This is a genomic window from Streptomyces sp. NBC_00271 (assembly GCF_036178845.1).
Lineage (GTDB): Bacteria > Actinomycetota > Actinomycetes > Streptomycetales > Streptomycetaceae > Streptomyces.
This window is the reverse complement of sequence record NZ_CP108070.1, coordinates 483,352-506,575: the sequence shown is the minus strand read 5'-3', so window position 1 is coordinate 506,575 and position 23,224 is coordinate 483,352. Positions and strand designations below refer to the sequence as shown.

The window sequence follows — 23,224 nt, the reverse complement described above, 5'->3', positions numbered from 1 at the left end:
GACCGATGCCCACCCTGCTGTTGGTGAACGTCGGCATGGCGAAAGACGTGTCCTGGCAGGGCAGGACCGTCCACACCGGCGTGTGGAAGTTCCCCGTGCACGGCCCGGCGAGGGTCCGCCGGCTCGACATCGACGGCGACGGCCAGGGCGACACCAACGGCCACGGCGGCGAGCAGCGCGCCGTGCTGGTCTACCAGATCCAGTCGTACTGGCACTGGCAGCAGTACTTCGGACGCGACGACCTCGGTTTTGGCCAGTTCGGGGAGAACCTCACCGTCGACGGCCTGCTCGACGACGAGGTCTGCATCGGCGAGACCGAATTCGAAGTCACCCAGCCGCGGGTCACCCGCTACCGCGTCGGCCTGCGTCTCGGCGAACCCGAACTGCCCGCGCTGCTGGTCAGCCACCACCGTCCCGGCTTCTACATGCGGGTCATCCACGAGGGACACATCCAGGCTGGCGACCCGATCGTGCGGACCAGGACCGGGCCCGGCGCGCTGAGCGTGGCCGACACCGACGCGCTGCTCTACCTCCCCGACCCCGAACGCGCCAAGCTGCGCCTGGCCCTGCGGATCCCCGCCCTCAGCCCCGGCTGGCAGGACTCGTTCCGCGATCTGCTCAAGTCCGTCGACGGCCGGGCCGTTGTCGCGGTCACCGGCCCCGCCTGGAACGGCTCCCGGCCGCTGCGTGTTGCCGGAGTGGTCCCTGAGAGCACGACGGTCACCTCGATCCACCTGGCCGCCGGACGGGTCCCTGCTTCCGGCTGCCCACACAGGCCAGTACCTCCCTGCGCATCCCCGAGGCCGGCCGTCCCGCCCCGGTGCGCAGCTACTCGCTGTCCTCGACGCCCGATGCCGGCCGCTACCGGATCAGCGTCAAACACGAGCCCCACGGCACGGTGAGCGGCTATCTGACCACGCAGCTGCGGCCGGGCGCGATCCTCGACGCCGCGGCACCGCGCGGTGACTTTATGCTCGGCGAAGGCACCGGCCCGGTCCTTCTCCTCTCCGCCGGCATCGGCCTCACCCCGGTGCTGTCCATGCTGCACGAGCTCGCCGTCCGGGACAGCGACCGCGAGATCTGGTGGATCCACGGCGCCCGCCGCCCACGGGAACACCCGCTGGCCGCCGAGACACATGCTCTACTCACCTCGCTGCCGCACACCCACGAGCACGTCTTCTACACCACAGCCAGACCCGAAGAACGCCGCCGCACCCGTGCCGCCGACGGTCGGCTCACCAAGGACAAGGTGGTCGCGCTGTCCGTCCCGGCCGATGCGACCGCCTACGTCTGCGGACCCGCCACCTTCATGGCCGACATGCAGCACGCCCTCACCGCGGCCGGGATCGACCCGGCCCGCATCCACACCGAGCTCTTCGGGGCCATGCCCTCCATCAACCCCGGCCTCACCGGACAGGCAGCCCGGACACCCCACCAGCCCCCAGGGCCGCCCGGAACCGGCCCGCTGGTGACCTTCGCCCGTAGCGGCGTCTCCGTGACCTGCCCCGACAGCAAGCCCAGCGTGCTCGAACTCGCCGACGCCTGCGACGTTCCCACCCGCTGGAGCTGCCGCACCGGCGTGTGCCACACCTGCACCACCCTGCTTCTGTCCGGCGACATCGCCTACTCCCCGACGCCGCTGGAGCCCCCCGACGGCCACGTGCTCATCTGCTGTGCCCAGCCCAGCACCGACGTCGTCCTCGACATGTAAGGCCGGCCAACACCATGACCACACCAACACCGCAGCCAGATAGAGCCGACGAAGACAAGCGGACAGCTGTCGCACCGGCCGACTTGGATCCGATAGCCGTCACTCCGGCCATCGGCCCGATACCGGCCATCTACATCCCCCGGTCATCGAACAAGGCCTGCGCCGCCAACCGGATCTGGCATACCGCAGCCCGGGCGGCATGCAGGGTGGTCCAGCGTGCCACCCGCCGTCCGCCGGACCACCGGACACCCCGGGACGGTGAACCCTCGGCCAGCCCCGCCGCACTCCACGCGAACGGTATCGACAGGAGGAACGATGCCCGAGACCCCAGCTGATCTGCGATACAGCAGTGGTCACCTCTGGGGCCGCTTGGACCATGCCGGCGGCCTCGTCCGCGTCGGAGTCACCGCCTTCGCCAACACCGATCCCTACGGCCAGGGTTGGCTGTTCGAGACCGACATCGACCCAGCGGCGTGGGACGAGCAGGTCGCCGTCCTGATGGAGGTCCGCGCCCACCGAAGCCTGGCAGGTGCCTGATGGACTACCAGCTCGAAGTGATCACCCTGTCGGTCAGCGATGTCGACCAGGCCGCAGCCTTCTACACCCAGGTCGGCTTCATCCTCGACGTCGATTACCATCCGGCCGACAACTTCCGCGTATGGCAGCTGACTCCGCCGGACTCGGCCTGCTCGATCCAGGCGACTGGGCGTCGGGCCCCGACCCCGACCGCCGGGACTACGCCAGCTTCGCCGACTTCGCCGACCCGGACGGCAACACCTGCACGCTCCAGGAAATCGGACGAAGCAGCGACAGCTCCACACCTGTTGCGCACGTGCCTACAGAGTGATCCAGTAGCGGCGCTTGATGCCCGCGTTGGTTGTGCGGACGTCCTCCAGGACACCACCGTTGCGTTCGATGCTGCGTGCCGACGCGACGTTGTCGTCGTCGCAAGTGACGAGGACTCGATCCAGGCCGAGCGCACGGGCCTCTGGTAGAACCGCCCCGAGAGCCCAGGTAGCCAAGCCGCGTCTCCGGAAGGAGGGCCGGATGCTGTAGCCGATGTGCCCGCCGATGTCGAGCAGAAGGGCGTTCAGGTAGTGCCGCAGATCAACGGCCCCCAGATAGCTGTCGCCCTCGACGATCCACCAATGGGTCGCATGGACGCGCTCCTCCCCGACGGCAACCGACCTGTCCGACTGCTGTCGCAGGCGTTCGACCCACGCCGAGAAAACCTCGGGGTTGTCGAGGTCGGCATCAGGAGCGAGACGCAGGCCCGTCCCGTCCTGGTGGGCACCTGGAGACCACTCGTCACGCGCCGCGAGCCATGAGGAATGCAACCGGCCTGTGGGTGCGATCAGTTCAGGCATGCGGGCGACGCTAGCACTCGTTCGTCTCCCGTGATCACGATTTGCTGCGCTGGGTTCTTGAAGTGTGCTGGTCATGCGGCGAGGGCGGGGTTGTGCCCGACGCGGGCCCGTTTCCGGAGATGCTCCGCGTTGGTTGTGCTTCGTGGCCTGTACTCGTCGACGAAGCTGCTCCTGGCCGCAGTACGGTACGGCAGTTTCCAGCCGTGGGTGATGGTGCAATGCTCGCAGGCGATCGTGCCGTTCATGTCCGGGTAGTGCCGCTGCCCTGCGCAAGAACTCTGTGCTCGCTCCTGCACCGGCTTCCACGGGTTGGGCTTCGGCATCCGTACCTGATCGTTCCTCGGGCACCATCCAGCGCCGACACCGTGACCTCGTCCCACCAACGCCTCGGTGGGCAGGCCGAGTTGCGGCTCGATGTGCAGCTGAGCCCCCGGTTGCCGTGGCGTCAGGTCCACAGGGGTCCGGCCCTACTGGCCGCGTCCCGTGCGCCACGGGGCCACACACCTTGCCACGCACACCGTCGAGATACCGGCGAGCGCCATGGCCACGTCGACGTCGGTGAACTCGGCGACGGCCCCGAACACAGCCGGTCCCGCTCCCTGCACCGTCATCAGTCCGGCGGTGAGCAGTCCGAACGCCTGGCCGCGGCTGGCCTCCGGGACCGCGTCGAGGAAGGGGCGCTGGAGTCCGAGTGCGTACGCGAACCCGGTTCCGGTGACCAGCAGGAGGCCCGCGCACACCGCCCACGGCGGATCCAGCGCGAAGCCGGTCAGCGGCAGGCCGATGACCACCACCAGCGCGGCGACCAGGCGTTCCCGTACGGCGGGACGCACGAAGCGGCCGACGGCCAGGTCACCGGCGAGCATGCCGACCGGCAGACAGGCCAGCAGCAGTCCGGCCGAACCGGCGGGCATGCCGCGACCGCCCGCGAACGGGACGAGCAGGCTCTCGGCACCGGCGACAAACGCGGGCGGCAGCCACTGGGCGAGCAGGAGCTTGCGGACCCTCCGTTCGGCGAGCAGCTTCGTGTTGCCGGACCAACTATGGCGCAGCACCGAGCCGAAGCCCTGCCGCGATCCGTGCCGTAACGCCTGCTCAGGCGCGGGCAGGTCGGGCAGCCGGAGGCGGACGGCGACCGCGGCGGCCAGGTAGGCGCCCGCGCTGAGCAGGAGCGCGGTCCGCGGGCCAAGGAGCTCGACCGCGGCACCGCCGCCGGCCAGGCCGAGCAATTGTGCCGCGGACGCGGACATGTTGGACAACGAGCGTCCCAGGACGTAGGCGTCACCGGTGAGCGTCTCGGCGATGAGTCGGTTGGTCACGCCGCTGAAGGCGGGGGTCAAGCAGGCCACGACGGCGATGACGACCAGGATGGCCGCCACCGGTAAGTGGACCACCCCCATGACGGCGGCCGCCGCACACTGGAGGCCGTATCCCGCGGTGACGAGTCGGCGCGGGCGGGCGCGGTCGGCGAGCGAGCCGAGGAGGAGTGAACCGGCGAGTTGCGGCAGGAAGCCGACGCCGAACGTCAGGGCGCCCAGCAGGGGTGAGCCCGTCGTCGCGAAGACGAGCACCGAAAGGGTCATGATCCGCAGCGAGTCGGCCGTGACCGTCAGGGTCCGGGTCACGAACAGCAGCCGGAAGCGCCGGTCGGCCAGCACTTCCCGATAGGTGGCGCGCTGTTGCGGGGCGAGGTCGGGGGCGGAGGGCACGGGCAGCAGAGTGCCGGGCGCCCCGCGAACCAGCCCGCCGTTACGCCTGAGGCGTAAGCCCATCAGCGTGTCTGCCGGGGCTTGGGACAAAATTCAGGACAACAGTCCCATCGGTGCGGGACGCGGGGTGCCGGAGAATGACGCATCCGGGCAGGATGCCATCCGCCCTGCCCGGGCCTGCTCCGCCCACAGACGACCGAAGGGACCGGACATGCTGGTAGACCACATCGAGACCCCCGACCTGGCTCCGCAGACCTACCTCGACGACGAAGCCCCGGAGGTTGCCGTCGACGCCCCGGAGGAGCGCGCCTGGCTCCCGTCGTACCAGGCGGTCCGGACCGCCTGACGCGCGGCGCGTCCCGTCGGCACCGGGCCCGAGACAGGGCCCGGTGCCGATGACTTATGTCCACGTCCGGCGCCCGACCCTGAAGGACGGTCCCCGTTGCCCGCTTCACCTTCCGCCGCCGAGCCGGCCACCGACCAGGTGGCGCAGGCCGACACCATGCTCTGCGCCGATCGGCAGTTCGGCGACTCCGCCGCCATCGGCGAGCGCAACCTCGCCCGGTTCCGGCTGGGCCTGACCATGCTGGCGCGGCATGACGGGGAAGCAGCGGACGTGCTGCGGACAACGGCTTCGGCGGCCGACGAACACCTCCGTCCGCTGCTGTACGACCCCGTGCTGCGCAACTGCTTCGAGGTCGACCTCGCGCGACTGGAGAGCGGCCGACTCGGACCCAGCTCGTTCGGCTCCTACGTGAGCGGTTACGTGCCGGCCTTGGCGGCGGACGCTCCGCCCGCCATGGGGCCCTGCGAAGCCGTCACCCATCCGCACCGGAGTGCCTGGCCCGGTCTCGGGGACGCCTGGGTGCTGACCGAGCCGGCGCCACACGGCAGTTCGCAGGAGATGCTGGCCGGGCGCCTCATGGAGCTGTACCGTGGCGCGCTCGGCGACGGCCGGGCGGCTGGCCCGGTCGATAGGACGACGTACGCGCTGTCCTGCGGGAGGGCGCGGAACTCCTTGCGACACTGCTGCCCGCCGCGGGAGCCGGTGTACTCGGGCACGTCACCATGGTGGGCTTCACCCACAGGGAGAGCGAAGAGGGCCCCCTGCAGTCCATGTCCGGCGGCGACCCGCTCCCCTCGACGGTGCTGCTGGCGCCCGAACGCTGCACGTCTCCGTGGCTCGCCGCCGAAAGCCTGCTGCACGAGGGCGCCCACCTCAAGCTCTTCGACGCGCTCCGTACGGGCTCGGTGGTCAAGAACGCCACCGAGCGCGTCCCGATCCCGTGGCGGATCGGTTCGTGGACGGTCATCCGGGTGTTCGTAGCCCTGCATTTCTACGTGCACCTGCTCGTCTTCCGGGCTGCGGCGGCCGCCGCCGGTGAAGCGGTCCGGGAGAGGTTCGGCCCGCCCCCGTCGGTCGAGGACCTCGACGAGCCCAGCCCCGGCACCCCCGCCGCCCGTAGCGGGCAGTACCGGACCAGCGCGGAACGGGCCCGCTACCTCGCCGAGTGTGTGCTGTCGCTGCCGGAGGAGGCGCTCACCGAGAACGGGCACCGGTTCGCCCGCTGGCTCCTCACCGCACTCCGTCTGGTGGACGGCGACGCGCCGCGGCCCCATGACCGTGCCGCGGCGACCATCCGGCGGGCGGAACCGTGGCAGCCGCCGGAGATTCCCTCAGGAGGCGTCGTCCAGCGGATCACCCCGGTGGACGCATGCGCCCTGCCCGGCCTGGGACAACTCGTCGTGAGTCCCACGCGGTCGGCCCAAATGCACTGGCTGAACGCGCGCTCGTGGACGGTCTACTCCCTGTGTGACGGGCGTGACCTCGGCTCGGTACGCACGGCCTACGCCCGAGCGGTCGATCTCCCGGCCGACTCGGAGGAGGTCGACCGGCAGGTGAGCGACAGCGTGCGTCGGCTTGTGGCAGCCGACCTCATCACCCACGACATGTGACACTCCCCGCTCCAGGCACCGGTTCCGTCGGCCACGGCTGTTCAGCTGTTACGCTGCTGCGCCTTACATACTTGCGGAGCCGGAGCCGGAGCCGGAGCCGGGCTCGGCCGTTTCCAGGCCGGCCAGCCGTGCGGACACAATGGCCTCCAGCCGACTGGAGACATGAATTTTCGGCAGGATGGCCGAGACGTAATTGCGCACGGTCTTCTCCGATATGAACAGCTCCTGCGCTATGCGGCGGTTTCCGTAGCCGAGAGAGACCAATCGCAGCACTTCCCGCTCCCGGTTCGTGAGCGCCGGGAACGGGAGCGTGCCGTCGGCTTCCGCCAGGCGCACCAAGAGGGCGGACAGTTCGCCGCCGGCCCGCGGTCCCAGCGTGACGTACCCCCGCTGTACGGCCCGCACGGTGCGCAGCACGTCCACCGTCTCCGTGTTCTTGAGCAGGTAGCCCGTGGCCCCCGCCATCAGCGTGGTGAGCAGCAGGCCGTCGTCGTCGTGCTCCGGGGACACCGAGGCGATCAGCCGCGGCGCCGGGTAGTGCCGACGCAGTTGCTGGAGCAGCCCGATTCCCGCGCGGCCGGGCAGGTCGAGGTCGACGATGACCACATCGGGCTTCTCCTCCCGGACCGCCCGCACGCCGGCGTGCGGGTCGTGGGTCCCTGCGGCGACGGTGATCCCGCCATCTTCTAACGCGGAACGTAAGCCGCCCAGAATCAGGGGAATGCTCTCTATTACCACCACACGCGTACCGATATGTCGGACCGCATTGGCCATCCTGGCCCTTCCTCACACCCGGGCCGGCGTGAGGCGCAACGAAGCGTCTTCCCCACACCGCCATGATCAACGTTCGAGTGAAAGCGTAGAACCCCCGTTGACCGGCGGCCGGTACAGCGCATGTGCGGATCCGGCGGCGGGTCGGAGGGGGCCATCGGAGCGGAGCGATGTGGTGTGGCCGAGCCTAGGCAACTCCTGGTGGATCTGTTACGGCAGAGCTGACCGAAGCCCCTCGGGCTCGATCGGCGGCACGATGGCCGGCTGACGGCCACGGAACAGGGCGCCGAAGTCGGCCATCCTCGGCTCGACTACTCTCGGCGAGACTGACGTTCACTCTGCGATCCGGGCGAACTGCGACCGAATCGTCACTCGGGAGACGCCGACGCATGAATACGCCACCATCGCCGCCTGCAGCGGAGCGGACTGACGGGTCATCCGTCCGGATCGGCGCTCTCGTTCCGCTGTCTCGGCCTGGCTGGGTCGAGGCAGGCCAACACTTGCTCGCTGGGCTCGAGTTGGCCGTTCGCGAAGTCAATGACGCCGGCGGGCTCGTCGGAAGGCCACTCGAGCTGGTGGTCCGAGACACCGCGGCCGATCCACAGAGGGCCGCGGCGGCCGTGGATGAATTGGCTCGCCTGGGCGTGGCTGCCTTGGCGGGGGAGTATCACAGCGTCGTCGCGCGTGCCGCTGCCGCCAGGGCCGACGCCCTCGGCCTGCCGTTCCTCTGCTCGTCAGCGGTTCTCGACGCGCTCACCGAACAGCCGACGGAATGGGTCGCGCGCCTCGCCCCGGCACAGTCCCACGGCTGGCGGATCTACGCAGACTTCCTTCTCGGCGCGGGCCACAGTCGAATCGCCGTAGCAGCCGAGCCGAGTGTCTACTGGGCATCTGGGGCCCGCATTCTGCGGGACTACCTCGCTCCACGCGGCGGCACCGTCATCGAACTCGACATGCGCGAGCTCGCCCCCACGGCCGTGTGCGACGAACTCGTCGACAATCGCGCGACAGCCCTCCTTCTGCTGGTCGGCCACCCCGAGCCGGCAGTGTCGATCGTCAAGTCCGTACACCGCGACCAGCGCCTCGCCGAGGTCATGATTGGTGCACCGGCAGGGCAACCGGAGTTCGCGGAATGGGCGACGTTGCTGGGCGACGACAGCGCCGCGATCCCGTTCTTGCGCTACTTGCCCGAGTGCCTCAGCCCACTCGGTGCACGAGTCGAGACGGCCCTCCGCGAGCGACTGGGCGAAGCACCCTCATTCGTCGCCTTCGAGGGCTACGACACGGTCGCCGTCCTCGCCGATGTGCTGCGTGCTCGCGGCGCGGACCGGGCGCGCACTGCCGCATCCTGGCCACGCGTCGCAGTCGAAGGCACCCGCGGGCAGATCCAGTTCTCCCGCACGCCAGGCATCAGCGTGTGGCAATGGGCCTGGACGCCAGTCCAAGTCGTTGATCGAGATCCGGCGCGAACCGATCGCTTTCGGATCCTCCACACCGGCTGAGAGAGCTCGGAAGTCCGATTGCCCAGATCTGTCAGGACCTGAGGCATGACGTTCGGCCCAGCAGGAATCGGCAGTTGGGCGGATGCCGAGCGGGCCGAACTCATCGAAGGCGAAAGTGCGGTCCGGACGCTGGTTGAGCGCCTATTCGCTGCGGGCGAGCTTGGCGTCGAAGGCCGGATCCGGGGACACCTTTCACGTCTTCGTATGGTGGAAGGACATCCTGCGGCGGCTCTGTAGGCGGTGCAGGGCCTCCCGGCCGATCGTGATCGGCCGGGAGGTGTTCCGACACACGTGATCGGCGAGCTTGTGGATCCCGACCGGTGGGCACAGCACTGGCTGAGGATGCGCCAGTTTTCGATCAGTGGTTGACGAAGTCCGGGCCGACGGGTCTGCATACGGATCGCGCATGTGGTCCATGGGCTGCTGACCGGCCGCCGACGGGCGCTGTCCGCCCGTGGTGGGAGGCCGTGGGCGGACAGTCGGCGGTGTGTGCGCCCCGGGCGCCGAGCACGGGGGACACGTACGGGGGTCCGGCCGGGGCGAACCCCACCGGACCCCCGTCCCCCCGTTCCCCCCGTCCCCCGTGGCGGAATCTCAGCTCACGGTCCACTTCTGGTTGGCGCCGCCCGAGCACGACCAGATCTGCAGCCGGGTGCCGTTGGCCGAGCTGTTGCCCGTCGCGTCCAGACACTTGTTGGCCTGCGGGTTCACGATGTCGTGGGCCGCGCTGACGGCCCACTTCTGGTTGGGCCCGCCCGTGCAGTCCCACAGCTGTACGGTCGAGCCGTCCGCCGTGCCGTTGCCGGTGACATCCAGGCACTTGCCCAGCGCGCGTATGGTGCCGTCGGAGGAGACCGTCCACTGCTGGGCCGTGGTGCCGTTGCAGTCGTAGAGCTGTACGGGCGTGCCGTTGGCTGCGTTCGCCCCGGCCACGTCCACGCACTTGCCGGCGAGCCCGGTGATCGGGCCGCCGGTGGACCCCGAACTGTCGCTCGTCGTCACCTTCACCTCGTCCACCACCAACTGCTGCGGGAAGACGGTGGAGCCGTCGGGGTCGCCCGGCCAGTAGCCGCCGACCGCGAGGTTGAGGATCATGAAGAACGGCTTGTTGAACACCCAGGTCTTGCCGCCCAGATCGGCGGGCGTGCGCCGCTGGTACACCGTGCCGTCCACCGACCAGCTGATGGAGTCGGGGGCCCAGTCGACGGCGAAGGTGTGGAAGGCGTCGGCGAAGGCCTGGCCGCCCGGCAGGGAGTAGGCGGCGCCGATGCCCCCGGATCCCGAGTACCCGGGTCCGTGGATGGTGCCGTGCACGGTCGAGGGTTCGAAGCCGACGTTCTCCATGACGTCGATCTCGCCCGAGTTCGGCCAGCCGACCTGTCCGATGTCGCTGCCGAGCATCCAGAAGGCGGGCCACATGCCCTGCCCGCGCGGGATCTTCATCCGCGCCTCGACATGGCCGTAGGTTCCGGAGAACTTCCCGGAGGTGTTCATCCGGGCCGAGGTGTACTCACAACGCCCGTACCAGCACTGGTAGTTGCCCGGATTCTCGCGGCGAGCGGTGATCACCAGGTGACCCTGGCCGTCCAGCGTCGCGTTGTTGCTTCCGGACGTGTAGTACTGCCGCTCGTGGTTGTTGACGTTGTCTCCGGTCTCGATCTGCCACTTCGAGGTGTCGACGCCCGCGCCCGCGGAACCGTCGAACGTGTCGGAGAAGGTGGTGACGGCCGCGGCCGCCGTGGGGGGATCCGCCTGGGCGGGAACGATGGCGGCAGCCGTGACGAGCGCTGCGGACAACGCTGCCAAGAGGCATCTGCGGAGGAGACGTGGGGAGTCCAAGACTCTCCCTTCCGTACGGCGCCCTGAGAAGGGGGCGTCGACTGAGGTGGGGGGTACGTGCATCGCCTCTTGATTTAAGGAGTGAGGTAAGGGGGTGTCAATACTTTGGTCCGGACCAGCACTTCGGGTTCGGCTCAGGCCTCTTGGGAGTCACGTCGGTCGCGGAAAACGACGGCATGGGCGCACCTTCCGGCCGCGCCGCCGTCCCAGCGGCAGCCAACCCACCAGCGTCAGGGCTTGATCAAGTTCCGTGGGCGTCCGGATTGTTGGTGATGCCCAGGATGGGGAGTGCTCGTTGGGGCTCGTCGCGGATCGCCCGGGTGGTCTTGGCGATGTTGTCGGCTCCGAGGGTTTTCAGCGGCCGATGGCGAGGTTGCGGAGGGTCGCCATGGCCTGTGGTGCGGTCCCGGCGTGGACGGTGGAGGCGTCCTCGGCGAAGGTGACATCCCTGATGTGGTGCGAGGAGTTCTCCACGCCCCAGTGCCCGCGAATCGCGGCGGCCAGATCGGCGGGACCGGCTTGGTGGGCGTCGAGATTTGTGACGGCGTAGACACTCTCACGGGTCTCACGCCGGCCGGTCTGCTTGCGGCGGCGGTGGATGCGGATGGCCAGGCGGGCGTGGGGAAAGGCGATTCCGCCGAGTTTGTCGGCGATCGAGCAGGTCTTGATTGAGCGGGACTCGCGGCGTCCGTGTCCAGCCCCGGAGGCGGCGTGCTGGACTGCGATGGACTGCCAGGGCAGGGGGGCGAGTTGGGCGTGGACGGTGGGCTGGTTGGTCTTGATCACGGCGATGTAGTGGGCCTTCTTGGTCTCGACCAGCCAGGAGATGTTCGACTTGACCGAGTGCAGGGCGTCGAAGGTGACGACGGTGCCGGTCAGGTCCAGCGGTGCCAGCAGTGGACAGAAGTGTGTGGTTTCGTTCGTCTTCGCGCCGACTTCTACCTGGGCAAGGGTCACGACGGTGCGTGGGTGACCGGGGAGAGCAGATGTCGGCGCGTCGCGGTGAGACGGGCTGATCCCTTGAGTGCCTTGCCGTCGACAGCGATCACACGCGACGGCCCGAACCCGGAGGGCGACGAAGCCTGGGCGGGTTCGGTGGCGGCGCGGTGCCGGTCGGCCAGGTAGGCGCCGACCGCCCGGTCCAGGGCGTCACCGTCAACAGCCCCCAGCACACGGCCGATCGTGGCCGGCGCCGGAGTGCGCCCCCATCTGAGCAGGTGGCGGCGGATCCCGATCGCCGTCAGGAGTGCCGTCGAGGCACGCTGGCCCCACTCGGCAGTTCGTCGATGCTCCTGGCTCCCGAGACAGCCGCGCAGGCGCACACCAGCAGGATCGCTGTGAGTGAGTACCACCGGCCCCGCCGTGCGCGCGGGTCGGGCACCGAGTCGAAGTAGGGGCGCAGGTCGGCGATCCGGCCGCTGTCCAGCGGGCCCAGTTTCACCAGCACGGCAGGTAGTGGAGAGGAAGCAGCAGCAGGCACGGGCCACCTCGTGATCATCTGGCTTAGAGAGCCCGGCGGTAGGCGTCACTTGAGTCTTCTGGTGGTGGGTAGGTGTCCCAGCAGTAGCGCGGCGGACGCGCGTGCGGAGCGTGACGAGTACGCATGGCCGCGCCCGGCTGATCCCTAGATCCTCGAACGTCGGCTGAAGCCTGGCCGGGCGGGCGGCTGCCGAAGGGTCAGGCGGCGGGAACCGCCTGCGGATAGAGCACGCTCGGGTCGGCGGACAGGGCCGCCTTGAGCTGGACGCAGTTGTTGTCGGTGAGGATCTCCATCTTCCCGGCCTCGATACCGTCGAGGGCGGCGCGCACGACATCGGCGGGGTCGTTCTTCTCCACGTCCCACCCGGCCATCATGTCGGTGTCGGTGCTGGCCAGGTGCAGGCCCGTCACCGCGGTTCCCTGGCCCGCGAGTTCGAGGCGGATGCCGTTGGTGAGGCTCCACGCCGCCGCCTTCGACGCGCTGTAGGCGTTGGCCCCGTCGTAGGCGAGCCAGGACATCGCCGACAGGACGTTGAGGATGGCCCCACCGCCGTTGGCGGCCAGGACGGGAGTGAACGCCCGGACCACGTTGAGGGTGCCGAAGTAGTTGGTGTCCATCTCCAGCCGGATCTTCTCGGGGTCCCCGGTGACGAGGTTCTGCTGGGTGAAGACGCCGGCATTGTTGATCAAGAGGGTGACGTCCGAGGCCGCGCCCGCCGCGGCGGCGACCGAAGCCGGATCGGTGATGTCGAGCCGCAGTACCTCCACACCGGGGAGGTCGACGAGGTGGGGGGTGCGCGCGGTCGCGTAGACCTTGGTGGCGCCCCGGTGCAGGAGCTGTTGGGCGAAGTGCCTGCCGATGCCGCGGTTGGCGCCGGTGACGAGGGCGACGGAACCGGTGATCTTCATGGGGAGTCTCCTGGCAGTGGTGAGGTGATTCCTGTCCGGGCTGTTCACGGGCTACGCTAGAACCTGACGTTGACGTCAGAGGCAAGGAATGTGATCCAGGTCATGGAGGGGGCGTTGATGCGCATCGGTGAGCCGGCCTCAAGGGTGGGCGTGAGCGTGCGGGCACTGCGCTACTACGAAGAGCAGGACCTGCTGGCCTCGGCGCGCAGCCCCAGCGGCAGCGGCAGTACCCGGACAGCGCGGTCGACCGCGTCCAGCTGATTCAGCAGCTGTACTCCGCAGGGCTGCCGAGCAGGGCGATCCTGGAACTGCTGCCGTGCGTCGAGACCGGTGACGTGACCCCCGCGCTGCTCGACCGGCTGTCGGCCGAGCGGGACCGCATCGATACGCAGGTCAGCACCCTGGTGAAAACCCGGGACCGGCTCGACGCCATCATCACCACAGCCTCCACAGCCAGGAGCGCGGGCCGGCCCTGCCCTCGTTGAGCAGCGCGCCTTCCCCAGGCGTGCGGCAGTGCTTGTCCGCCCGACGCAGACGGACGCCCGTCAGCAGGCGTCACTTGCGTCTCTTGGTGGTGGGCCGTCCGTCCCAGCGGTAGAGCGGGGTCGCGCGGCGGATGAGCATGCGGTGCGTGACGATTGCGGCGGACAGGTAGAGGTAGAAGTCCACAGCGCACTGGCGCTTCTCGGTGCAGCGGCGGAGCTTGCCGAAGCCGTTCATCCATGCGCGGCTCCGCTCCACGACCCACCTCTTGCCGGCCTGGATCGGTGCGGGCACGCCCTTGCGGGCGATCTCGCCGGTGAAGCCCAGTTCCTCGAGCGCGGCTCGGGTCTTGTCACTGTCGTAGCCCCGGTCCAAGTTGACGTTGACCTGCTCGGGAAACACACCGATCTGCTTCTTCGCGGCCTCCAGGGTGGGCACGAGCAGCGGGGAGTCATGACGGTTGGCCCCGGCCGAGACGAGACCGATCGGGACGCCGCGGGCTTTGGTGGCCACTGAGCGCTTCAGGCCCTGCTTGCCCCGGTCGACCGGGGAGCGTCCGGCTCCCTCGCCGCCGCAGGGAGCCTTGGTGATGCACCCGTCGACGGACAGCTCATGGAGTTGGAGGCCGATCATGCGGTCGTACGCCTGCACGGCCAGCCCGTGGACCTGCTCGGCCATGCCCAGCTGTGACCAGTACTTGACGCGGCGTCGGATGGTGCGGTCGGAGCACTGGCGGTCGGCGATCCGCTCGTATCCGGAGCCGTGCATCAGGGCGGCGATGACGCGCTCGAAGACAATCCGGTCCGGGATGCGCGGGTTGTGGCAGCCGAGCGGATGGGTATCGACATGCTCGGGCAGCAGCGCTGCGAACTGGTCCCACAGGGGTTCGAGCAGGCATGATGGCAGGACAGGCGCGAGCCCTCCGGTGATCACTGAGCGTCAAGAACTCCATGATCACCCAGACTCGTGCCTGTCTTGCCTCCGGGTTGTCACACGGCCATTCGCCACACCTACCGCCGGGCTCTCTTAGACACCACAATGATCACGAAGCCCGTGCCTGCCTTGTTATGCGCCCCAACCGGTCACAACCCGACCAGCCGCACGACCCCAAAACTTGCAACCGCCCTGCAACAGGGCCTCCCGGAACGCTCGGAATGGGGTCGCACCCCCGAGCTACCAGGAGGCCCTGCCTTCATGCGCGTACGGCCGGAAGATCACCCGACCAGGAACTCCGTTCGACCTGCAGGTTTCAAGATCGGTTGAGATGCGGCTTCTCACTGCAAGTGACGCCTCACCGACCTCGACTGAACCCACCACCCCGTTGATCCGTCAGATCACGAAGTACGACTGGAGTACTGGGCCACGAAGAGCACCCTGCGCTACGCCCAGCGCCACCCCGAACTCCTCATCGGTTTCCTGGCCGGAACCGGCCTGGAACTTGTCGCCCCCGCGTCAGCCCGTAGTCAGAGATCAGCATCAGCGGGGGTCTCGTCACGCGATCAGCCGTGGACGGTCTGCTTCACACCGTCCTTGGTGGTGATGTCCACGGACATACGCCACCTCGTACGCTTGCCGACCGTGACGGTGACCGTGTCCGCGAATTTTCTGCCGTGCAAATCCTTCGCCTTGATGCGGGCGCCGAACGTGGCGCTGTCGTCGCAGCCACCGACCTCGGCGCTGAGGCCGGTTCCGCTAGTGACAGTGAGACCGCCAGGTCCGAGACAGTCGTAGCGGACGCCTAGTTCGGCGATCCGGTCAGCAGAAACAGGAAGTTTGACCGTCCCGGGTCCGAGATGGCCCGGCGTCTCCTTTCCGCTGTCAGGACGGTCCGGATCAGACACCAGCACTGATTTCGACGGGCTGCCCACAGGAGCCCGATTTCCCCCTCCCCCACACCCGGCGGCCAGGATGACGATGACTGGCAGTACGGCCAGATGTCTTCTGCGCATCAGCTCTTTCCGTGCCAGGTTTCGCGACCCTTGTAGAGCAGCCGCGCTGATCCACTGCGCAGCACCTTGGTGGTGCAGTTGGGCTGCGTCTGGTTGTAGTTCCACTTCGTGTACTTGACCTTCACACCCGCGTGCAGGTAACCGTGCCTCATGTTGTTCGGCACCTTCCACGACCACGTGTAGGTCGAGCTGTTCGTCCACTGCCATGCGAAGTGGTAGTCGAACGACGCCGACGCCTTGACGAGGACCACCTTCGCTTCGCCCGAGATCGATCCGCCCACGGTGGACGTCGTCGTCTTTCCCTTGTGGAAGGTGATGCTGATTGTCGTACCGCTGTCGCCGCCGGAACGGGGTTCCAGGTCCCGGTAGTAATTGTAACTGCCGGAAAAATCGTAGCCCGTGGTCATCGGGCAACTCATGGGCACAGCGGCGGACGCAGGTGTGGAGCTGATGACGGCCAGTGCCGCTGCGACACAGCCTGCCGACATGATTCGCGAAATTCGGCGCACGCGTTCCCCTCGGTTTTCTTTGGTCGACAGCGGCCTCTACAGCCGCCGAGGAGAGACCCTAGCGCCGACTCCCACCTCCGTTCGCACGGTTGAGCGAAACCTGAGGTGCGGCGACAGGCGGGACCGGGTCGCCCGTTCGGGTGCTGGTGCCCCAGTACTCCAGTTGCACTTGGCGATCTGACGGATCATCTGGGTGAAGGGTTCAGTCGAGGTCGGTGTGACGTCGCTTGCAGTGAGAAGCCGTGGCGGTCACGCTTTTCGGCTCTGGCTCAATTTCTGGATGCTGTTGGTGATCTTCACGCGGTGAGGTGAAGTCTGCCGGCTGTCCGTGAGTCGATGTTCTCGTGGTGCTGCACTGGTGCAGGGCTTGATCAAGTTCCGTGGGCGTCCGGATTGTTGGTGATGCCCAGGATGGGGAGTGCTCGTTGGGGCTCGTCGCGGATCGCCCGGGTGGTCTTGGCGATGTTGTCGGCTCCGAGGGTTTTCAGCGGCCGATGGCGAGGTTGCGGAGGGTCGCCATGGCCCGTGGTGCGGTCCCGGCGTGGACGGTGGAGGCGTCCTCGGTGAAGGTGACATCCCTACAGCCGCGCAGGCGCACACCAGCAGGATCGCTGTGAGTGAGTACCACCGGCCCCGCCGTGCGCGCGGGTCGGGCACCGAGTGGAAGTAGGGGCGCAGGTCGGCGATCCGGCCGCTGTCCAGCGGGCCCAGTTTCACCAGCACGGCAGGTAGGGGAGAGGATGCAGCAGCAGGCACGGGCCACCTCGTGATCATCTGGCTTAGACACCACAATGATCACGAAGCCCGTGCCTGCCTTTTTATGCGCCCCAACCGGTCACAACCCGACCAGCCGCACGACCCCGGAACTTGCAACCACCCTGCACCAGCGTGCCACTGGTGTTGAGGATGGCGTCGTCGATGTAGAAGGCGCGCCATGCGATGACCGTTGCCTGGATCAGTGCCACCAGCAGCACGACTGTCGAGGTGAGCACCAGGTTCCGTCCGGCGGACCTTGCTTGGTCAGCGCAGTGGGTGCAGAGCCGACGAGTGATACACGGATCGCCTCCCTAAGATCGAGATGAGTTCGAGCACCACGGCTGGATCACGGTCAGGGAACCGCGGTTGATGACGACGATGACGTCCGGCTGGGGCAGATCGTCGATGAACTTCGGCTTCACATCGCCCAGATGGCCAGCCCTTACCTCCTTGACCTCAGGTGGATGAACGGCCCCATGAGAACTGCCAACGATCCGGCGGCTTTACATTTCACATACACATCGTCAACGTGCCCTGTAGTTGGGATAGTTGTGACGCCTCGGTCGGATGTTCCGGCCGACGGCCTGACGATCCTGGGGGGACCTGTGACTTTCATTCGCCGTGCCGTTTCGGCGGCCGCTGCCGTCGCCGTCGTGCTCGTGGCGACGTCTGCGGACTTCGCGTCGGCCACCGGTGGGGAGCAGTCGTACATCGCCGCGGACGGCACGATTCAGGGATGTGTGAACTCGAGCGGTCACCTGCGCCTCGTCGAGGTGGGCTCCGTCTGCCGGTCCCACGAGCAGTCCGTCACCTGGGCGCAGACCGGCCAGGAGGGGCCTGCCGGGCCGAAGGGGGACACCGGGCCGAAGGGGGACACCGGAGCGAAGGGGGACACCGGAGACCAGGGGCCGGCGGGACCGGCCGGTCAGCACGGAGACACCGGGCCGCAGGGCCCGGCCGGACCCACGGGTTCGCAGGGGCCCGCCGGAGCCCCCGGTCTGGCGGGCGTGCACGTGGTCACCGTGTCGAAGAACGTCGGAGTCCTGGACGTGGTCGACGTCGCCGCCACGTGCCCGGACGGCGAGATCGCCACCGGGGGCGGCTGGTACCTGCCCGGCTCCGACGCCCAATCGTATGGCTCGGAATTGCACTCCAACCCGATCCTCTCCGGCACCACGCCCGTCGGCTGGACCGCCGGGTTCCTGAACGGCGGCTACGAGCCGTACTACACGGCCTCCGTCTACGCGATCTGCGCCAAGACCGGCTGAGGCCTCAGAGGCGAGGTGCCCGGGGCTTTGCGGCTTTGCTGACCGTCTGAGAATGAGGACGTCTCGCACAGAGGCAGTTCTTCAGTCGTCGAGACGTCGGAGGATCTGTGTGTACTCACCTGTCTCGACCCGGCGGGCGAGTACACCGGGCATGTTGCTGATGCCGGCGTCCCGGACGATGGGTCCCTCCCAGCACCAGAAGAGTGATGATGGTGGCGCTCCATTGGGATCCGTCCTTCAACCGCACTGCGACATCGACGTTGTCCACCGACTCCTGATCCTCGCCGGCATCCTGCAGGAATGCGGCCTCGAACCGCTCCGTGTGGACTCGGTACCAGGGCCCGTCCCACCCGGACCCATCTCAACCACGTTCCTCTGACGACGCCTGCGGGACTGTACCGAAGAAGGGTTCTGGCCCAGGCTGCGGGCTCCACACCGGGCCGTCGCCGGTCGACCGCGGGCGTCCCGGCAGCAAGTACCATCTGGTCGTCTACCAGCACGGCACACCCCTCGCGTCCCGCAATGATCATGGACCCGAGCGTAAAGCTGTCTGAAGGCCTGGCGGCGTGCTCAGCCGGTGGTTCGTGGCGTGTTGAGGGATCGGGCGAAGTCGGCGAGTGTGCGGAAGTCGTCCTCGCGCTGACCGATTCGTGGGTCGACGTGGTGCAGAAGCCCAGGTCCGTGGTGGCGGGCGGTCACGTATGCCTGGTCCAGATCGCTCTGTTCGTCGTCCACCCAGGCGAAGGGTCGGCCATTGGCGTAGTCCACCAGGGGGCCGGTCTTCCAGTGGACCCCGTCGGGGCGGTCCTGGAACAGTGCGTCGCCGAAGTCGACGAAGGGGAGTTCGGGAAGGCCGAGTACCGGAGCGATCCACCGGTTGGCTTCGTCCATCCATGTGGTGGCCCAGCACAGCTCGTAGCCTAGTTGGAGCAGGGATCGCCCGTGCTCTGGGTTGAGCCAGACCCGCAGGGGGCGCCGCCGGGCCGAGAGCCCTCTGTGTTCGTCTGGAGTTCCGCTGTCCTGGGGCACTCTGAGTGTGGTGTAGCCGTCGGGGCGCCTCTCCGGCTGGGCCGCATAGGGGTTGAGCGGCCCGTCCACGTCGAGGAACAGCAGTGGTCGGTTCACGATTTCCCCCCGGTCTTGCTCAACATCGGCTGCGCCGTGGAAGCGTAGCTGCAGCGATCGTCGCGTCGTCGGGCTGGTCTGATGCGATGATCCCGGCGTGGTGGGTGTGATCACGGTATCGGAGCCGTCCCGGACAGCCACGTGCACCGGGCTGAGTCCGGACTGCTGGCGGCAAGTTGGCTGTGCCGACTTGCCCCGCTGTTCGGCGTCTCGGAGTCCGCAGGCGACCGCATCATCGGCCACCGCGGTCCTCTTCTTGTGCTCCGGCCCCGCCGACGGTTCCGTAAGGACACCGTGCTCGCTGTGGGCGGGGCTTGGAGGACTCATGGCGACCACCCAGACCGAGCACCCAACGCGGACGCCGGCCGGATCCTTCAGAGCACGGCCGCTCAACCTGTTCGAGGTCGAGGTCACAATGGCGCTCGTCCTCGGATGGCGAGCGTTGATGAACGACTGCTTCGTGCTGGAACCGTCGAGGCGAGCATCAGCCACCGGACGGCCAGCGGGCTAGGCTCGGCCGACGGCCCGTGGGGCAGCGGTGCGGAACGGCTGCGACTCGGTGGCCAGCAGGACCACGTACCCGGTCTCCGCTACGGCGCTCCCGGCGTATCCCAGCTCGGACTGGATGCCGCGGGCGTTGGCGTTGGCCTTCGGGTTGTACGCGACCACAGGCCCCCCTGCTTGGCGCTCCCGAGTACTTGGGGTCCAGGTGACGTCCCGTTGATCTGCTCGATGCTATGCGGCTGATAGCTGGAGGAGTTCCGGAACTCCCTGGGCGTGCCGGTAGGGCTGGAAGTGGGGGAGAGGGTTGTCGACGAGAGCGACGCAGCGGGGTGCTCCGATGCGACGGGCCGGCAAGCAAGGACCGGGCTGCGGCGGGCTCGGGTCGGGCGTTGCCTCGGACAGGGCCGTTCGCGTCCTCAGGACCGCCGCGGACCGCACTGAGACGAGGTGGCTGCTGTAGGAGCCGCCCCCGCATAACAGCCGCTGGACGTACAGCACATGTGGTTCAGTCCCTCAATCGGTCGATGGGCAGTTGAAGGGTGAACACCGACCCGATGCCGGGGCTGCTGCGTGCGGTGGCTGTGCCGCCGTGTGCCTCCATGAGTTGGCGGACCATGGCCAGCCCGAGGCCGCTGCCGCTGGTCTGTCGGCTGCGTGACCTCTCGGCCCGCCAGAAGCGTTCGAAGACCAGCGGCAGGTCTTCCGGCGCGATGCCGGTTCCCGTGTCGGCGACTTCGATCACGACTGTCTCCGCTTGCTTCCCTGCTTCTCCGGCCGGTGCCGCACGCAATGTGACGCTGCCGTCGGCCGGTGTGTGCCGCAGGGAGTTGGACACCAGGTTGGTCACCGCCTGCCGCAGCCGTATCGGGTCGGCGGTCAGCGCGGGATCTCCCTCGGTGGGGACGCCCAGGCGGATACCGGCGGCGTCCGCCCGAGCCGATGGGCCCCGGCGACATGGTCCAACAGGTCGCGTACGTACAGGGGCTCCGGATGGAGCCGCAGGGCACCGGCGTCGGCGGCCGCGAGGTCCTGCAGGTCGTCGATGATGTGTTGGAGCTGGAGGGCCTCGGCCAGCAGGGAATTCATGAACGCCTGGTCGGGTACGGCGATGCCGTCCTGCCCGGTCTCCAGCCAGCTGCGTATGTTGCTCAGCGGGGTGTGCAGTTCATGGGCGACGTCGCTGACCATGGCTTTGCGCGGTTCCTCCATGAGGCTCCGGCGCTCGGTGAGGTCGTTGAACGCGGCGGCAAGATAGCCGATCTCGTCGTGGGTGGTGACGGGGACCCGCAGTTGTCCCTCTGCCGTCGGGTGCAGTGCCGCCGCGGCGAGCGCCCGCAGGGGTCTGACGAGTTGGGTGCCGACCAGCACCGTGACCGACACGGTGAGCAGCAGCACCAGCCCGGCGGCTCCGGCGACACGCGCGGTGTTGGCCGGGGACAGGGCGAACACCGTGCGGGTGGGCCCGTCTGGCGGATCGGTGATGAAAAGCAGCGCTGGGGCGGCGACGTAGGTGGCCAGCTGTTCGCGGCGGGCCGAGTCGACGCAGGGCTGCGCGGTCGCCGAGGTACTCACGGCCGCGAAGTCGGACCCGATCGCCACCTCCCTCAGGCCGTGGCGCCCCAGGCAGTCCGCGGCCAGCGCGCCCAACTGGGCGAAGGCCTTCCTCTCGGTGGGGGTCGGCTTTTCGAGCCGGGGAACCTCGCAGAGCTGGGATCCCTTGGAAGCGAAGAGGTTGCCGCCGCCGATGACGACGTACGGACGGCCGCTCGCCTGGTGGTCGATCCGCGCGGCCAATCCGGAATCCCGCAGGCAGCCCAGGATCTTCGTGACCTCGCCGCCCAGTTGGCGCCGTTCGGGAGCGGTCAGCCGGTACGGGCCGACGGCTCGTGAGTCGATCCGGTCGTCCGTGGCGTGGCGGTCAAGCCCCGCGTCGACGTGCAACGGGTCGACCACGGCCGACTCCCGGGCGGGGAGCGTGGCGGCCGAGCCGGAACGGGCGAGGGTCCGGGCACGATCCTGGGTGGTGAGGGTGATACGGCGCCCGGTGCGCTGCGCGAGGTCCCGCACCGTCCGGTCCACGCCGTCCCAGCCGGGGTGCGTGGCCGCGTATCCCACCAGGGTGTCGTAGACCGTGGTGTCGTCGGTGAGGACCTGGCCCTGCTCCTGGCGGATGGCGTGGGCGGTGGTGCGGGCGGCGAGCCAGGCCGTGGCCGCGACCGAACAGACCGCGATCAGCACGGATGCGGCCAGCATGCGCACCAGCAGGCTGCGGTGCGGACGCACCCGCCACATGCCGGCGCCCGCGACGGCAGTTCTGTCAGGACCGCGCATCGCCCGGGCCTTCGACGGACCGTCCGTCGGTCAGCTTGTACCCGACGCCGAACACGGTCAGCAGGCGTAACGGCCGACGCGGATCGGATTCGATCTTCTTGCGGAGGTTCAACACGTGGACGTCCACCGTGCGTTCGGTGATGCAGCGGTCGAACCCGTGGAGCTGGGCGAGCAGTTGACGGCGGGTGAAGACCCGCTCGGGCTGCTCCGCCATGGCGGCGAGGATCCGGAACTCGCCCGGGGTGCACTCCACCGGCCGGTCGTCGACCCGCACCTCATGGCGTACGGGATCCACCGCGAGGGGCTTCTCGGCGGCCTCGCCCAGGGCTGCGCCCAGGTGCCATCGGTCGGCGATCTGGAGGGCCTGCGGGGCGCCGTGGGTGGCGTCTTCGGCGTAGCAGGTGGCGCGGTCGTGGTAGATGATCTCGATCTCGGGCCGCTTCGCCAGCCAGGCTGACAGGTGTCGGCCTCGCAGTCCGGCAGCAGGTCCACCGGGTGACGTGTCTCGACGTCGACGACCACGGTTCCGTAGATCCGACCTCTGCGCTGGGTGTGCTCATCCACGCCAACCACGCGGGGCGTGGTAGCAGGAGGGTCGGGTATCGAGGCGATCAGCCGCAACAGAGCGTTCCGGCTGACCGGCGCCCCGAAGGCGTCAGTCATCTGGGCGCCGGCCCGGCCGCCGAGACCGACGGACGCCAGCCTGAAGCGCAGCCTTTCGGTCCGCCCTCCGTACCGGCGAGTGAGCCCGGGCACCTGCTCTGCGAAGGTCCGCCGAGGGCGGGAACTCTCCGTGCAGGTGAACCTGCGGACTCGTAACGACAGCACGATGCGCTTGCCCGCCGTCGGTAAATCACCGGGAAACCGCAGGCAGGAACCGTGTATACGCGACACAAGAAGTGGACCAGAGCCACCGAACGGGTCCACTCGGTTCGCTGCTGCGAGCATCGCGGCTCCCTGCTCGGTAGACGCGCTCCGAAGTTTCCGCATCGGCGTGGCGATGGCCACCAGTGCCCCGAGGCCGAGTGCCGGACGTGCCTATGAAACGGCTCGTTC

Annotated in this window: 23 protein-coding genes and 4 pseudogenes; 10 read left to right on the top strand and 17 right to left on the bottom strand. The window is 68.5% G+C overall.

Features of this window, described 5'->3' with window-relative positions:
- Positions 1-5: 5 nt before the first annotated feature.
- From OG798_RS02715 to OG798_RS02700, 4 genes are all read left to right on the top strand, one after another.
- Positions 6-902, top strand: coding sequence for an MOSC domain-containing protein (locus OG798_RS02715; RefSeq protein WP_328756099.1), 897 nt, complete (start codon positions 6-8; stop codon positions 900-902).
- A complete protein-coding gene (locus OG798_RS02710) occupies positions 821-1,711 on the top strand; it encodes a 2Fe-2S iron-sulfur cluster-binding protein (protein ID WP_328756098.1) in 891 nt (296 codons plus the stop codon). The genes OG798_RS02715 and OG798_RS02710 overlap by 82 nt, the downstream gene beginning before the upstream one ends.
- 315 nt (positions 1,712-2,026) lie before the next feature.
- Positions 2,027-2,248 (top strand): hypothetical protein, encoded by a 222-nt coding sequence (locus tag OG798_RS02705; RefSeq protein WP_328756097.1) that lies wholly within the window; start codon positions 2,027-2,029, stop codon positions 2,246-2,248.
- Between the two features lie 121 nt (positions 2,249-2,369).
- On the top strand, positions 2,370-2,558 hold the full coding sequence (locus OG798_RS02700; protein ID WP_323138678.1) for a hypothetical protein: 189 nt from the start codon (positions 2,370-2,372) through the stop codon (positions 2,556-2,558).
- Here the strand turns inward: OG798_RS02700 and OG798_RS02695 are convergent.
- Together OG798_RS02695 and OG798_RS02690 are read right to left on the bottom strand one after the other, a co-directional pair.
- On the bottom strand, positions 2,548-3,078 hold the full coding sequence (locus OG798_RS02695) for a GNAT family N-acetyltransferase (protein ID WP_328756096.1): 531 nt from the start codon (positions 3,076-3,078) through the stop codon (positions 2,548-2,550). The genes OG798_RS02700 and OG798_RS02695 overlap by 11 nt on opposite strands.
- 467 nt (positions 3,079-3,545) lie before the next feature.
- Positions 3,546-4,787 (bottom strand): MFS transporter, encoded by a 1,242-nt coding sequence (locus OG798_RS02690; RefSeq protein WP_328756095.1) that lies wholly within the window; start codon positions 4,785-4,787, stop codon positions 3,546-3,548.
- 211 nt (positions 4,788-4,998) lie between these two features.
- Here OG798_RS02690 and OG798_RS02685 point away from each other — a divergent pair, with 211 nt between their 5' ends.
- Entirely contained in the window at positions 4,999-5,133 is a 135-nt protein-coding gene (locus OG798_RS02685; protein ID WP_257017117.1) for a hypothetical protein, read from the top strand.
- 105 nt (positions 5,134-5,238) lie between these two features.
- Here OG798_RS02685 and OG798_RS02680 read toward each other — a convergent pair whose 3' ends face one another.
- Complete coding sequence (locus tag OG798_RS02680) at positions 5,239-5,385, bottom strand: hypothetical protein (protein ID WP_328756093.1); 147 nt, start codon at positions 5,383-5,385, stop codon at positions 5,239-5,241.
- 398 nt (positions 5,386-5,783) lie between these two features.
- Between OG798_RS02680 and OG798_RS02675 the strand changes: the two genes are divergently transcribed.
- Positions 5,784-6,743: an aKG-HExxH-type peptide beta-hydroxylase gene (locus tag OG798_RS02675; protein ID WP_328759972.1), complete on the top strand. Its 960-nt coding sequence runs from the start codon at positions 5,784-5,786 to the stop codon at positions 6,741-6,743.
- A 63-nt stretch (positions 6,744-6,806) separates the two neighbouring features.
- On the opposite strand, the gene OG798_RS02670 is transcribed toward OG798_RS02675, so the two are convergent.
- Complete coding sequence (locus OG798_RS02670) at positions 6,807-7,517, bottom strand: response regulator transcription factor (protein WP_328756092.1); 711 nt, start codon at positions 7,515-7,517, stop codon at positions 6,807-6,809.
- Positions 7,518-7,903: 386 nt separating this feature from the next.
- Here OG798_RS02670 and OG798_RS02665 point away from each other — a divergent pair, with 386 nt between their 5' ends.
- Positions 7,904-9,016, top strand: a complete 1,113-nt coding sequence (locus OG798_RS02665) for an ABC transporter substrate-binding protein (protein WP_267060296.1) — start codon at positions 7,904-7,906, stop codon at positions 9,014-9,016.
- Between the two features lie 594 nt (positions 9,017-9,610).
- On the opposite strand, the gene OG798_RS02655 is transcribed toward OG798_RS02665, so the two are convergent.
- From OG798_RS02655 to OG798_RS02635, 5 genes are all read right to left on the bottom strand, one after another.
- The gene (locus OG798_RS02655) at positions 9,611-10,855 is read right to left on the bottom strand and encodes a ricin-type beta-trefoil lectin domain protein (RefSeq protein WP_097227183.1); all 1,245 of its coding nucleotides are present in this window, start codon (positions 10,853-10,855) and stop codon (positions 9,611-9,613) included.
- Between the two features lie 354 nt (positions 10,856-11,209).
- Positions 11,210-11,812 carry an ISAs1 family transposase gene (locus tag OG798_RS02650; protein ID WP_267060294.1) on the bottom strand — a complete coding sequence of 201 codons (603 nt, stop codon included), beginning with the start codon at positions 11,810-11,812 and terminating at the stop codon, positions 11,210-11,212.
- Positions 11,809-12,027, bottom strand: a complete 219-nt coding sequence (locus tag OG798_RS02645) for a hypothetical protein (protein ID WP_267060293.1) — start codon at positions 12,025-12,027, stop codon at positions 11,809-11,811. The genes OG798_RS02650 and OG798_RS02645 overlap by 4 nt, the downstream gene beginning before the upstream one ends.
- Before the next feature lie 68 nt (positions 12,028-12,095).
- The gene (locus tag OG798_RS02640) at positions 12,096-12,302 is read right to left on the bottom strand and encodes a transposase family protein (RefSeq protein ID WP_267060292.1); all 207 of its coding nucleotides are present in this window, start codon (positions 12,300-12,302) and stop codon (positions 12,096-12,098) included.
- 230 nt (positions 12,303-12,532) lie between these two features.
- A complete protein-coding gene (locus OG798_RS02635) occupies positions 12,533-13,243 on the bottom strand; it encodes an SDR family oxidoreductase (RefSeq protein ID WP_121417949.1) in 711 nt (236 codons plus the stop codon).
- Between the two features lie 117 nt (positions 13,244-13,360).
- Here OG798_RS02635 and OG798_RS02630 point away from each other — a divergent pair.
- Positions 13,361-13,728 (top strand): annotated as a pseudogene (locus tag OG798_RS02630) (MerR family transcriptional regulator).
- A 70-nt stretch (positions 13,729-13,798) separates the two neighbouring features.
- On the opposite strand, the gene OG798_RS02625 reads toward OG798_RS02630, so the two are convergent.
- The 4 genes from OG798_RS02625 to OG798_RS02610 form a co-directional block, all read right to left on the bottom strand.
- A complete protein-coding gene (locus OG798_RS02625) occupies positions 13,799-14,656 on the bottom strand; it encodes an IS5 family transposase (RefSeq protein ID WP_328759971.1) in 858 nt (285 codons plus the stop codon).
- A 569-nt stretch (positions 14,657-15,225) separates the two neighbouring features.
- Complete coding sequence (locus OG798_RS02620) at positions 15,226-15,567, bottom strand: hypothetical protein (RefSeq protein WP_147467569.1); 342 nt, start codon at positions 15,565-15,567, stop codon at positions 15,226-15,228.
- A gap of 107 nt (positions 15,568-15,674) precedes the next feature.
- On the bottom strand, positions 15,675-16,082 hold the full coding sequence (locus OG798_RS02615; protein ID WP_267060290.1) for a hypothetical protein: 408 nt from the start codon (positions 16,080-16,082) through the stop codon (positions 15,675-15,677).
- Between the two features lie 920 nt (positions 16,083-17,002).
- The gene (locus tag OG798_RS02610) at positions 17,003-17,176 is read right to left on the bottom strand and encodes a hypothetical protein (protein WP_183127627.1); all 174 of its coding nucleotides are present in this window, start codon (positions 17,174-17,176) and stop codon (positions 17,003-17,005) included.
- Positions 17,177-17,545: 369 nt separating this feature from the next.
- Between OG798_RS02610 and OG798_RS02605 the strand changes: the two genes are divergently transcribed.
- Together OG798_RS02605 and OG798_RS56375 are read left to right on the top strand one after the other, a co-directional pair.
- Positions 17,546-18,208, top strand: coding sequence for a hypothetical protein (locus tag OG798_RS02605; RefSeq protein WP_328756088.1), 663 nt, complete (start codon positions 17,546-17,548; stop codon positions 18,206-18,208).
- 425 nt (positions 18,209-18,633) lie between these two features.
- Positions 18,634-18,735, top strand: a pseudogene (locus OG798_RS56375) (IS5/IS1182 family transposase); the annotation flags it as partial.
- Between the two features lie 43 nt (positions 18,736-18,778).
- Here the strand turns inward: OG798_RS56375 and OG798_RS02595 are convergent.
- The 4 genes and pseudogenes from OG798_RS02595 to OG798_RS02570 all read right to left on the bottom strand — a co-directional run.
- Positions 18,779-19,333 carry a hypothetical protein gene (locus tag OG798_RS02595; RefSeq protein ID WP_267060288.1) on the bottom strand — a complete coding sequence of 185 codons (555 nt, stop codon included), beginning with the start codon at positions 19,331-19,333 and terminating at the stop codon, positions 18,779-18,781.
- Positions 19,334-19,840: 507 nt separating this feature from the next.
- On the bottom strand, positions 19,841-20,002 hold the full coding sequence (locus OG798_RS02585) for a hypothetical protein (protein ID WP_328760221.1): 162 nt from the start codon (positions 20,000-20,002) through the stop codon (positions 19,841-19,843).
- Positions 20,003-20,342: 340 nt separating this feature from the next.
- Positions 20,343-22,168: pseudogene (locus OG798_RS02575) on the bottom strand (sensor histidine kinase).
- Positions 22,155-22,469: pseudogene (locus tag OG798_RS02570) on the bottom strand (winged helix-turn-helix domain-containing protein); the annotation flags it as partial. The pseudogenes OG798_RS02570 and OG798_RS02575, both read right to left, overlap by 14 nt.
- Positions 22,470-23,224 lie beyond the last annotated feature (755 nt).